Genomic DNA, 11,679 nt, shown 5'->3' with positions numbered 1-11,679 from the left:
TCCAACGTCTTTCTTCGTATGGCTGGTCATAAACCTTGCATCGCTTACCACATATAGGGCATTTCCATTGCTGCCCTTTGCGAGGATGAATCCTGGCTATAAGAACCTTTTCATCATAGTGGTTCTTTGAGACTTTGATATCATCAATAATCGTATCATTGACATTTAAGAGTTCCTTGAATAAAGTAGTAGCTGAAGTCATCTGGATCCTTTCCTTTTGTGTTTCTTAGTCAGCTACACTTTAAGGAAAGCCAGATGGCTTTTCAAGTATATATTGTTATGTTGTTAAGGTGCGTAGGCTTCCACACATATGCCAGAGGCCTCAATAATAATCGCTATACCTGCAGGTGTTTCCGCTGCAAGAAGACAGTATTCTGCAACTGACTACACTGTTACGGTAATCGCACTTATCGGAATTTCACTTCCGAGCTTTTTCTTTGCGACGATTTTGAAGTATATACTTTCAGTAAAACTGGGATGGCTTGATCTTTATGGTATTGTTGGAAGATTACATGAGAGCTATTCAACAACAGGTAAGCTTCTGGATATGGCTCGCCATATGATCATGCCTGTTATCACACTTACAGTTGTAAGTGTAGGTTCACTTATGCGTTATACAAGAACAAACATGCTTGAAGTTTTGAATGCAGATTATATCAGAACAGCAAGAGCAAAGGGACTTTCTGAGGACAGAGTAGTAAACTATCATGCTTTCAGAAATACACTTATCCCGATTGTTACACTTCTTGGTGGATCACTTCCGGGACTTTTCTCAGGTGCTATGATCACTGAGACACTGTTCCAGATTCCCGGTATCGGTTATACATCATACCAGTGCGTAGTACAGGGCGATATTCCTTTCGTTATGTTCTACATGGTATTTATGGCAGTCCTTATTTTGCTCGGTAACCTTATCGCAGATATTCTCTATGCGGTAGTTGACCCGAGAGTCAGAGTAAACTAAGGAAAGGAGGCGGATGTAATGTCAGAAGAAAAGAAAAACGAAGTTAAAAAAGAAGAAATGCATCTTGATGATGCCAACAGAGTCCGTGTCCTCTCTCCGGGAATGATGGTTCTTAAGAGATTCCTTAGAAACAGACTCGCTATTGTAGGAATGGTAATTATTGTTGCAATGTTCCTGTTCGCCTTTGTAGGCGGTGCTCTCTATCCTTATTCAGAGAGCCAGGTGTTCTACAAGTCTGAGCAGGTTATGAAGGAGTTTGCAGGTGCTACTGTTATCGATCAGTTCCAGTTCCAGACAGCTGATGGAGCAACTCTTCCTTCAGATATTAATTCAAAGGCACTTATTGCTGCTTCCAAGAAAAAGTACGTATTCGAGACCCGTGGCGGTCAGATGATGGGAATGTCACCGGCTGCTGAGGATTCAGATGTTTATCTTATCTATTCACTTGAGCCTGCACAGGTTTTCCTCAAGGGCAATAAGGAATTTGATGCTGCTGTAGAGGCAGGAAGAGCTGACTTTGAGCAGGATGGAAAGATTTACATGTTCGATGGTGAGGATTTCAAGGCTGATGTATATGAAGCTACTGAGCTTGCGGTTGCAAGTAAGAGATCATTTACAGGATACAGCAAGGATACAAAGTTCTCATATGAGTTTTACAGAAATGCTCTTGTAGCAGTAGCTACAGGTGCAACTTCTTTCGAGGCTGACGGCACAAGCTACACAGTTAACGATGAAGGTCTTATAGAAGCAAACGGTGAGGGATACGCAGTTGTTTCAAATATGAACTTTAATGCTATTGATCCAGGAACCTTCCTGGATCCTACATATAAGGCAACAGCTCTTGAGGCATTTGAAGCTCAGGGCAATGCAGGTTCATTCGAGTATCCTGATGCTGACGGCAATATGGTTGAGTACAAATTTGAGGTTAAGACAGGTCAGTACACAATTAAGAAGTACCAGGAGACAAGACTTATCGATATTTATTCAGCTCCTTCCAAGGCACATCCTGTAGGAACAGATGCTAACGGAATGGATCTCCTTGCACGTCTTATGTATGGTGGACGTATTTCACTGCTTATCGGCTTTGTAGTAGTATTTATCGAAGTGTTTATCGGTATGGTAATAGGTGGTGTAGCAGGTTTCTTTGGCGGATGGGTTGATAACCTTCTCATGAGACTTGTTGACGTAGTTTATTGTATCCCGGCCATGCCTCTTTACCTGATCCTTGGTTCAATCATGGACTATTATCAGGCAAGCCCCAGAGCACGTATTTATCTGCTCTGCGTAGTTATGGCTGTTATCGGTTGGGTAGGAATTGCCCGTATCGTAAGAGGTCAGATCCTTTCACTTCGTGAGCAGGAGTTCATGGTAGCTGCTGAGGCACTTGGTATCAGCACATACCGTAGAATCTTCAAGCACCTTATACCTAACGTTATTCCTCAGCTTATCGTATTTGCCAGTATGGGTCTTGGTGAGGTTATCCTTTCAGAGGCTTCACTTTCATTCCTTGGTCTTGGTATCAAGTATCCGGCTGCTTCATGGGGAAGTATCATAAATGCGGTTAACGATTCATATGTTATGACCAATTACCTCTTTGTATGGCTTCCTGCAGGAACATTTATCCTTCTTACAGTTCTTGCGTTTAACTTTATTGGTGATGGACTCAGAGATGCTTTTGACCCTAAGATGAAGAGATAAGTAGGAGATATAGAAAAATGGCTAAGAATTCAAATTACATCTCGGCTAAGGAGTCAAGAAGAATTTCACGTGAGAATCGTAAGATCACATCCGAGATTGAGAAAAAGAGAAACAGAAAGCATATTCCCGAGAGCGAATATGTTACACAGATGAAGAACCCTGATAACTGTGTTGAGTTTGATAATGTTCATACATATTTCTTCACAGATATAGGAACAGTTAAAGCTGTTGACGGTGTATCCTTTGAGGTGCCCCAGGGTAAGACAGTAGGTATAGTTGGAGAGTCCGGCTGCGGTAAATCAGTTACCAGCCTTTCACTCATGCAGCTCGTTCAGAGACCTTCAGGACAGACTGTTGAAGGTGAGATCCGTTTCAACGACGGTGACAGAACAATAAATGTTGTAAATGCTCCCGCTTCTGCAATGCAGAAGCTTCGCGGAAACAAGATGTCAATGATCTTCCAGGAGCCCATGACATCGCTTAATCCTGTTTTCAGAATCGGTGCTCAGGTTGATGAGGTTATTGCACTTCACAATCCCGATATGACACCCGAGAAGGTTAAGGCAAGAACCATCGAGATGCTTCAGATGGTTGGTATCGCAAATAAAGAGGGTGTATATCAGATGTATCCACATGAGCTTTCCGGTGGTATGCGTCAGCGTATCATGATCGCTATGGCACTTGCCTGCGACCCCAAGCTTATTATTGCGGACGAGCCTACAACAGCGCTTGATGTTACTATTCAGGCTCAGATCCTTGATCTTCTCAGAAACCTTAAGGATAAGATCAATTCATCAATCATGCTTATCACTCACGACCTTGGTGTTGTAGCTGAGATGGCTGATTATGTAGTTGTTATGTACGCAGGCCGTGTTATTGAAAAAGGTACAGCAAGAGAGATCTTTAAGGATCCCAGACATCCTTACACAATTGGTCTTATGAAGTCTAAGCCTGTTGTTGGTAAGCATGTGGATAAGCTTTACAATATTCCCGGAAACGTACCTAATCCGATTGATATGCCTGATTACTGCTACTTTAAGGATCGTTGTGAGATGTGCGTAGAGAAATGTTCCGGAAAGTATCCCGGAGTTTACAAGATTTCTCCCACTCATGAAGTAAGCTGTTACAGATGTGAGGATTTCGCAAATAATGCAAAGACTGAAGAAGGAGGTGCAAAGTAATGAGCGATAATATACTTGAAGTAAAGCACCTCAAGAAATATTTCCCTATTAAGGGTGGTTTCTTCGGTGGTGTTACAGGAAATGTAAAGGCCGTTGATGATGTATCATTTACTATCCCTCGTGGAACAACAATGGGGCTTGTTGGTGAGTCAGGTTGCGGTAAGTCCACAACAGGAAGAACAATCTTAAGACTTCTTGAAAAGACAGAGGGTGATATCCTTTTCAATGGCGAAGATATCAGTAAATATGATAAGAAAAAGCTTCGTGAGCTTCGTACGAAGATGCAGATAATTTTCCAGGATCCCTATTCTTCACTTTCTCCCCGTCTTCCTATCGGTGAGATTATCGGAGAGGCTGTTCGAGAGCATGGTCTTGTTCCGAAAAATGAGCTTGATGATTACATTACAGAGATCATGAAGGAGTGCGGACTTCAGCCCTATCACAAGGATCGTTATCCGCATGAGTTCTCCGGCGGACAGAGACAGCGTATCTGTATTGCCAGAGCTCTTGCCGTAAAGCCTGAGTTCGTAGTATGTGATGAGCCTGTATCAGCGCTTGACGTTTCTATTCAGGCACAGATCATCAACCTCTTGAAGGATCTTCAGGAGAAGAACAACCTTACATATCTGTTTATCTCGCACGATCTTTCTGTCGTAGAGCATATCTCAGATGCGGTAGGTGTTATGTATCTTGGAAATCTTGTAGAGACAGGAAAAACAGAGGATATTTTTGCAAATCCTCTTCATCCTTATACAAAGGCACTCTTTAGTGCGATTCCCATGCCGGATCCGGATATCAAGAAGGAGAGAGTACTTCTTGAGGGTGATATTCCTTCACCTGCTAATCCGCCGAAGGGTTGTAAGTTCCATACCAGATGTCCTCATTGCATGGATTGCTGTAAGGAGCAGGAGCCTGTGGCAAAGGATATGGGCAATGGACATGTAGTAAGATGTCATCTCTATAAATAATTATATGAAAATATAAAAGGGCTATTGCTTCGGAAATGAGTTTTGTCATTATCCGGGCAAAGCCCTTTTTTGTATATGCGAGAAGTCCTTTTCTAAGAAATCCGATCAAATATCTTTAAGGCTAAGGTCCTTAACTTTTTTCATTGATAAATAATAAATTCCAATCGAAAAACCGGCAGTTATGAGGGTGCCCAGTATACATGAAGGAATGCTGGGGCTTCGCACAAACATGAGGTGAACCTGTTCCATAGTCCTTATGATGGAATATACGATTATACAGCCTATGATGACTCCTAGAATAATTCCTGTTGTGGTGGTGAAAAATACTTCCCTTACAGCGTACAGAACAGTCTCTTTTACAGTAAAACCGTTTATTCTCATTATTGTAAGTTCGTTCTTTTTCGAGAGAAGATACATATCTGCAAGATTAAGGAGCACAAATAGTGCCATTACACCTGATAAGATAATCAGAAGCCCTATAACAAGGTTTAATACTATAAGCAGATTGTTGAACATCTCCACTTGCTCGGAGGCCGGTGTATATGCTTCGTAACCCTGTATGTTCAGAAGATCGTCTTGAAGAGAAACTTCATCTACAGAGGAGTTTAATTTAATGAAAAAGGTGTTATTTTCAAATGTGTCTTCCATGATCTGTTCATAGTATGTCTTTGTGCATATAACATATCTTCCTATGTAATTTTTGGCAACTGCGCTTACTTTTGCGCTATGCTTATAGCCCATATCGTCTATCACGTAAATACTATCTCCTTCTCCGAGGTCGTATATTTCCGCCAGACGATTCGTGATTATCAAACCCTCTTTTTCACCAAGACTTGTAAGCGGTCTGAAGTTGGAGAAGGACTTAAGGTCATCGCAGATAAGGAATTCCATGTATTCGAGAGTGTCGTCCACCTGTACGCTTCCGTGCTTATTCAGAAAGCTTATATATGAGATATTATGTCCCTTTAGGATATCCTTAATATCCCCGGATGCGGAAGGGGAGATTTCATTGCTGTAACTTATTTTGGCGTCATAATGGGTATAATCGCTTATCTGATATTTTATAGCGCCCATAATCGAGGCCCTGAGCGAAAAACCTATAACCACGAGGGAGCAGCAGCCCGCAACGCTGATTATTGTAACGATAACCCTTACAATGTCGGAGCGCATATTAAGAAGAATCATTCTGTTGTAGAGATTCAGACGTTTAAGAAAAGGCGATTTTTCCAAAGCTTTTGCATGTCCCTTGGGGATTCTGGGAGATAACAGCTTCTTGGCAGTTTCCTTTAAGAGCGAGGAACAGGATGCATTTATGGAAAGGATGGCAACGATGACTGCTACAAGTACAGAAACAACGGTGGGTATAATGTCTATTGCAAAAGGGAACGGTCCGAAAATAAAGTGATCACCGTAACCAAGGGCTACAATCCACTCGATTATGAACAGAGACAATGCTATGCCAAGGATGATTCCGAGTACTGCGCCGGAAAATCCGAAAATCAGATATTTTGAGAAAATCTCAAATTGGTGAAGACCAAGTGCTTTTGAGATTCCGATAATCGAACGCTGTTCATATACCATTCTGGAAAGTGAAGCAAAAATGACCATGATGGCGATGGCTACAAACAAAAGAGAAAAGGAAAGGTTCAGCGCACGAAGGTTCTCTGTGTTATTTTTAAGAAATACGAAGCAGGGATTTGCATTTCTATTAAATACGTACCACTCTGATTTGCCCATCCCAAGTATTTTATTAAGCCCGTTACGGGTATCTGTAACTCTTTTCACGGCATGATCGTATTCTTTTTTTGCATCTTCGTAAGCTGTAATCTGTTCATCAGCTGTTTTATATTCCGAAGGGTCTGTGCTTATTATTACAGAGAGCATGTTTGACATATCAGCCATTATTTCTCCGGTTTTGCCCTTAAGAGACGGTACTGTTTTTGCAGCAAGACTAAGCTGAGCTTCCGCGTCGGAAAGATCTTTTTCGCTATCGCTAAGCTGTTCATCCATGAATTTGGTGTATTTGTCATACCTTTCGGAAGATAGGGATTTTCCTAGTGTCTCCAGAGAATCGATATAAGTATCGGAGAGATTAAAATAATCTCTGCTAAAGGTCCTGAAATGCTCAGGATTATCAAAGGTTACATCAGCAAGACAGTAGCAATTATCGAATTTTGAGCTGTCAAAGGCGGAATTATCTACAAGTATGCAGTAGGTCTCTTCAAGGTCAAAGCTGGCGTGCTCCGCGTGAAGGAAAATACCTGTGACTTTAAAGGAATTTAGATTTAGTTCCGGAATGTCCTCATCATAAGCATCTTTAATGGAAAGACTATCGCCGATTTTTATACCGAGTTTGTCCGCAAGATATTGTTCAATGATGCATTCGGAATCGGATTCGGGGAGATGCCCTTCCTGAAGGATGGGAAGACCGATATGCTTTGGGACAGAGGTGATGTAGACAGGTTTTGTGATATTATTTCCGCTTATTCTTCCTGAGGTGCGAAGAAGCCCCTCTACGCCGGTAATTCCCGGCACTTTTTTTATCTGTTCCAGATCTGATTCGGAGATCAGGCAATTGGAGGTTATCTGAATGTCTCTGAAATTTGTGGAATCATAGAGATTTTGTCCTGCCTTTTCAAGTCCGTAGGCAGAATAAGTGAGCCCAAGATATGCAGCTAGGGCAAAGGAAGAAATGACGATAATTGACAGCCATGAAACAAGCTGTTTTTTGATGTTTCTGAAAGTGTCCAGAAGCTGGGTTTTTTTCATAATAATCACCAAAAACGCTTGAGATGAGGGGTTACCAGGATAAAAGAGCGGCAGGAGTAGGCGAGGGATTGGTGATAATCTCATCTATCTGACCGTCCTTGATTTTTACAATACGATTAGCCATTTTGGATATCTCGTTATTGTGAGTGACCATCACAACAGTGGTCTGATTGCGTTTTACTATGTCTTCAAAGACCTGGAGTACTTCTATGCTGGTATTATAGTCCAGTGCGGCTGTGGGCTCATCAGCGAGAATCAGACGGGGGTGTTTGCAAAGAGCTCTGGCAATGGAAACACGCTGTTGCTGACCGCCGCTCATCTGAGAAGGGTAGTTGTTTTTTCGATCTGAGAGACCTACCATCTCAATCGCTTCTTCTGCGGGCATTGAGTTTGGAGATAGCTCTGCAATAAAATTCACATTCTCCAGTGCTGTCAGATTGGGCATGAGGTGGTAGTCCTGAAATACGAAGCCGATATAATTTCTTCTGTAGGCGGTTAATTCATCGGGAGATGGGTGGGAAAAGTCTTTACCATCAAGTATCATGGTCCCGTTTGTAAGGTGATCCATGCCTCCCATAATGTTAAGGACTGTAGTTTTGCCGCAGCCGCTTTCGCCAAGGATTGCGACAAACTCTCCTTCGTAAATATCAAGGGAGATTGCCTTCAGCGCTTCAAGTTTTCCATCACCTGTATTAAATTCTCTTGTTACATCCCTCAGGGATATGATGACCTTTTTGCCGTCTTGCATATGCGCTCCCAAACAGGTTTTATCAAGTGAAATATTTTCTCAAGATAACTATAGCATATCGCAGAGCGTTGAAATTTTAAGTAATGCTTCAGAATGTAAAATACTTATAAAGAAATTCTGAAAAAACAGATAGTGGCGGGTGTGAGAAATATTTTAATGTATAATTGAATTTGGATATGTATAGATAGGGGAGACACGTCATGATCACATTACTCAGTCTTGGGATTATTGCTGTCGGTATCCTTGCTATGCGCGTAAGAAGTCTAAGCCGCACAGTGGGTATTGTCTGGATTAGTCTTGAAGTGTATGTGACAATTGCATATATCATCTTTATTTGGGTGCTTAATACATTTTATAAGTACCTTGGTTTAAATGAAGATTTTTACTACGTCACTGCTGTCACCGGTTTTATTATCACATTAAGCACATATCTTCTTTGCGCCTACAAGATCACGGTGGGACTCGTCAGATATAGGGAAAAGGCGCCTTTTTTATCTATTGTGCCCTTCGCTATCACGCTGATCTACATTCTGGTGCTGAATCCAATTAATCATATTGCTTATTACAGTGAAGTAAGAGGCACAGTTACCATAGAGAGAATTGCATATATAGTTATTTCTACGATTATAAATCTGTTATATGTTGTTTCTTCAATCGCCCTTGCCTGGAGACACCACAGGAGACTTGGTAAATTTGCTCCGTCGGTTATAACATTTATTGTTTTCCTTGATTTTTTGATGCTTATATTGAACTACAGGAATGAGGATTTTGGCTTCATGGGAGCTGCTTTTGCAGCCGGGGTTACTTTTAATCTGGTTATGCTATACCTTGTTGATAACCCTACGGATCCTAAGACGGGGCTATATACCAAGACTGCTTTTATGAGAGCGGTTAAAGAGGATCTGATATTAAATCCCAAAACAGAGTATAAAATGTGCCTGCTTGATATCAGAGATTTTCAGGATGTAAACGAGAGATTTGGCTTCGAAAAGGGAGATGATATTCTTAGGCGTATTGCTGCAGCCATGAGACAGAGCTTTTCATGGGAAGTGGAACTCGCCTATCTTGGAGAGGATAATTTTGTAGGGCTGTTTCCTGAAGACTCTTACTGGATGTTGCAGGGAACGCTTAAACTCAACGAGATGTATCCGGGTGAGGATATGGATTATAACTTGTCTTTGTATTCGGGGGTCTATCCTATCACTGACAGGACCATGAATCCCATCCTTATGTGCGACAGAGCAAGATTTGCGATGGATTCGATTCGCTATGAGTATGATAAGCATGAGAGGATTTTTGACGAGGGATTGAACCGTTCTTTCGAGATGCAGGCATATATGCTTCACAACTGCGACAGGGCAATTCATGAGCACGATTTTTTGCCATATTTCCAGCCAATATATGATGCAAAGACAAAGAAAATCTGCAGTGCTGAGGCGCTGATACGCTGGAAGGATAAGCAATACGGTCTTATCAGTCCCGGGGATTTCATTCCGATATTTGAGAGAAATGGCTTTATCACTAAGCTTGATGTATATATGTGGGAAGCTGTATGTAAGCAGATTTCTGAATGGAGGAATGAAGGGATCCTTGTTCCGCCGATTTCGGTTAACCTATCAAGAAGAGATCTGCAGATGGAGAATCTTTACGAGGTGATGCTGGATCTGATTAAGAAATATCACCTCTCACCGCTCGATATTAAGCTTGAGATAACGGAGAGCGCTTTCGTGGCTGAGAATCAAAGGTTCTTTGGCACGGTTGATGTCCTTAAGGAAGTTGGATTCAGAATCCTTATGGATGACTTTGGCAGCGGTTATTCCAGTTTTAATACATTCAAGGATGCTCATGTTGATGTGCTCAAGGCCGACATGAAGTTCATGGATGGAATAGAATCCTCAGAGAAGGGCCAAATAGTTATAAACACAATCGTTGAGATGACTAAAAAGCTGGATATGCCTATTGTCGTTGAGGGAGTGGAAACAGAAGAACAGTACGAGTACTTAAAATCCATCGGATGTGAGATGATTCAGGGTTACTATTTCTCGAGACCTGTACCCGCAGAAGAATTTAAGAGGATGATCATAGAGAACTAGGTATAATAAAAAGCCATGGCATGTGCCATGGCTTTAATTATTTTATGCTTAATTACTGAATAACAAGCTGATCCCAAGTGTCTGCAGGAACAAGTGCAATATATGTCTTACCGTTATTGATCTCAAGCTCGTTAGCCTGTGAATCAAAGAACTGTGTCTTTACAAGCTCACCTGTCTTGGTCCATACGATATCGGTTGCCTTACCGTTTGTGCAGTAGTAGCCGGGCTGGTTGATATCGATACAGTTATAAATGAGATAACCGTGATCATCAAGCTGGTTGAAGGTACATTTCTGAAGAATTACATTCTTGAAGGAAAGAACTTCTCCATCTTCGCCATCCTTGTGGATGTTGCCGTAATCGTAGTACTCATATTCCTTGGTTTCTTCGTTATATACAAGCTTTGAGCTATTGTGTGTGAAAGGAATGATATCAATTGTTGTAGCATCAAGGCACTTAGCGTAGCCCTTATCCTGGAGGTTGATCTCGTTACCCCAGGGAGTGAAATTGAAGTGATTTTCCTTCACACCGTCAGGTGTGAACTCGTTGTAAGTGGTTGAGAAACTGCTTCCTGAGAAGTTGTTCTCAAGATCACCTGAAAGGATGTACTCTGTATACTCTCTCTTTTTACCATTATCTACACGAGAGAAAGTTCCTGAGAAGTGGTTTGTTCCCCACTCCTTAGCAAGATAGGGATCGATGTGAACCTTCGGGCCACCATCGTGACAAAGTACTGCATTCCACTCAGCAGCAAGAATAATGTTGGTAGGTCTTGTACTTCTGATGGAACCGAGCTGCTTGATTGAGCCCCAGTCCTTCATCATGCACATAAGACGAGTGATACGACCGTTCTGTGTGCTGTTCATCATCTCATATACAACGTCACATTCTGCTGTTCCAAAGTGAGGAAGAGCAGCGGACTCGTTATCTACCATGACAGCGATGGGACGCTGATCCTTAAGAGACTCGCTGATGGGCTCACCTGTGAGCTCACTTCTGTACATTCCTGCAGGTATCTCGGCTGAAACGATCTCTTCAGCGGGTTCTTCCTCTACAGAAGCTTCTTCGGTGCTTTCTTCTTCTCCTGCATTATCCTCGATGGACTCCCATGTAAGTCCTTCTTCAGCTTCATCTGTCTTGTCGGACTTACCGCAGCCAACAGCAGCTGTAAGCATCATAGCTGTAAGTGCGACACTTACTATTCGTTTATTAAATTTCATAATAGAATCCTCCTTATAAAAATGTGCGTAAAAGACACA

The 11,679-nt window shown here is 41.9% G+C and carries 8 protein-coding genes and 1 pseudogene; 5 read left to right on the top strand and 4 right to left on the bottom strand.

What is annotated here, in order from left to right; all coding sequences use genetic code 11:
- Positions 1-202: hypothetical protein (locus BLR42_RS11475; RefSeq protein ID WP_207648537.1), on the bottom strand; the 202-nt coding region annotated here is incomplete at its 3' end.
- A gap of 123 nt (positions 203-325) precedes the next feature.
- Here BLR42_RS11475 and BLR42_RS11470 point away from each other — a divergent pair.
- From BLR42_RS11470 to BLR42_RS11455, 4 genes and pseudogenes are all read left to right on the top strand, one after another.
- Positions 326-964 (top strand): annotated as a pseudogene (locus BLR42_RS11470) (ABC transporter permease); the annotation flags it as partial.
- Positions 965-982: 18 nt separating this feature from the next.
- The gene (locus BLR42_RS11465) at positions 983-2,662 is read left to right on the top strand and encodes an ABC transporter permease (RefSeq protein WP_091869185.1); all 1,680 of its coding nucleotides are present in this window, start codon (positions 983-985) and stop codon (positions 2,660-2,662) included.
- Between the two features lie 17 nt (positions 2,663-2,679).
- Positions 2,680-3,843 (top strand): ABC transporter ATP-binding protein, encoded by a 1,164-nt coding sequence (locus BLR42_RS11460; protein WP_091869183.1) that lies wholly within the window; start codon positions 2,680-2,682, stop codon positions 3,841-3,843.
- Positions 3,843-4,811 carry an ABC transporter ATP-binding protein gene (locus BLR42_RS11455; protein ID WP_091869180.1) on the top strand — a complete coding sequence of 323 codons (969 nt, stop codon included), beginning with the start codon at positions 3,843-3,845 and terminating at the stop codon, positions 4,809-4,811. The genes BLR42_RS11460 and BLR42_RS11455 overlap by 1 nt, the downstream gene beginning before the upstream one ends.
- Positions 4,812-4,916: 105 nt before the next feature.
- Here the strand turns inward: BLR42_RS11455 and BLR42_RS11450 are convergent, their stop codons facing one another.
- Positions 4,917-7,580, bottom strand: a complete 2,664-nt coding sequence (locus tag BLR42_RS11450; protein WP_170832743.1) for an ABC transporter permease — start codon at positions 7,578-7,580, stop codon at positions 4,917-4,919.
- A gap of 31 nt (positions 7,581-7,611) precedes the next feature.
- Positions 7,612-8,328, bottom strand: a complete 717-nt coding sequence (locus tag BLR42_RS11445; protein WP_091869176.1) for an ABC transporter ATP-binding protein — start codon at positions 8,326-8,328, stop codon at positions 7,612-7,614.
- Positions 8,329-8,528: 200 nt separating this feature from the next.
- Here BLR42_RS11445 and BLR42_RS11440 point away from each other — a divergent pair, with 200 nt between their 5' ends.
- Positions 8,529-10,421 carry a bifunctional diguanylate cyclase/phosphodiesterase gene (locus tag BLR42_RS11440; protein WP_091869174.1) on the top strand — a complete coding sequence of 631 codons (1,893 nt, stop codon included), beginning with the start codon at positions 8,529-8,531 and terminating at the stop codon, positions 10,419-10,421.
- Positions 10,422-10,473: 52 nt separating this feature from the next.
- On the opposite strand, the gene BLR42_RS11435 is transcribed toward BLR42_RS11440, so the two are convergent.
- Positions 10,474-11,640 (bottom strand): DUF3048 domain-containing protein, encoded by a 1,167-nt coding sequence (locus BLR42_RS11435; RefSeq protein ID WP_091869172.1) that lies wholly within the window; start codon positions 11,638-11,640, stop codon positions 10,474-10,476.
- Positions 11,641-11,679: the final 39 nt, after the last annotated feature.

Origin of the sequence: Butyrivibrio sp. INlla16 (genome assembly GCF_900104155.1) — a bacterium.
Taxonomy (GTDB): Bacteria; Bacillota; Clostridia; order Lachnospirales; family Lachnospiraceae; genus Butyrivibrio.
Note: the sequence above shows the minus strand (reverse complement) of the source record. Positions and strands in the feature narration are given on the sequence as shown.

What these genes read in the sequence shown, in the direction of transcription:
- BLR42_RS11450 (WP_170832743.1), bottom strand. Translation starts at nt 7,580, where the DNA reads ATGAAAAAAACCCAGCTTCTGGACACTTTCAGAAACATCAAAAAACAG.
- BLR42_RS11465 (WP_091869185.1), top strand. Translation starts at nt 983, where the DNA reads ATGTCAGAAGAAAAGAAAAACGAAGTTAAAAAAGAAGAAATGCATCTT.
- BLR42_RS11445 (WP_091869176.1), bottom strand. Translation starts at nt 8,328, where the DNA reads ATGCAAGACGGCAAAAAGGTCATCATATCCCTGAGGGATGTAACAAGA.
- BLR42_RS11435 (WP_091869172.1), bottom strand. Translation starts at nt 11,640, where the DNA reads ATGAAATTTAATAAACGAATAGTAAGTGTCGCACTTACAGCTATGATG.
- BLR42_RS11460 (WP_091869183.1), top strand. Translation starts at nt 2,680, where the DNA reads ATGGCTAAGAATTCAAATTACATCTCGGCTAAGGAGTCAAGAAGAATT.
- BLR42_RS11440 (WP_091869174.1), top strand. Translation starts at nt 8,529, where the DNA reads ATGATCACATTACTCAGTCTTGGGATTATTGCTGTCGGTATCCTTGCT.
- BLR42_RS11455 (WP_091869180.1), top strand. Translation starts at nt 3,843, where the DNA reads ATGAGCGATAATATACTTGAAGTAAAGCACCTCAAGAAATATTTCCCT.